The organism is Arthrobacter sp. C152, assembly GCF_054890965.1.
In genome coordinates, this window is record NZ_JBTZSU010000114.1 from 1 (window position 1) to 279 (window position 279).

Below are 279 nucleotides of genomic sequence, written 5' to 3' on the forward strand. Positions count from 1 at the left end.
GAAGCGGGCGAGGTCGGATTCGGCGCGGATCATGGCGAAGGAGCGGGCGTAGATGGCCTGGCCGTCGCGCAGATAGTCGAGGCGCGAACTCATGTCGGAACCTTGAAAACGTCGGCGAGGGGCTCGGCCGGAGCCGCCCTCCTTACGCGCTCCAGCGCCGCCTCGAAAGACAGATGCGCGCGGGGCGATGCGGAGGCGGGACCGCCCAGGACGATACCGTAGCCGCCGGCCTCGCCGACCAGCGTGAGATCGGACGGGCCAGGATGGGCGCAGCCCTTG

At 70.3% G+C, this 279-nt stretch carries 1 protein-coding gene; it reads right to left on the bottom strand.

Annotated elements, in window-relative coordinates; genetic code table 11:
- Positions 1-89: 89 nt before the first annotated feature.
- Positions 90-279: hypothetical protein (locus ACYSM9_RS21955; protein WP_461859056.1), on the bottom strand; the 190-nt coding region annotated here is incomplete at its 5' end.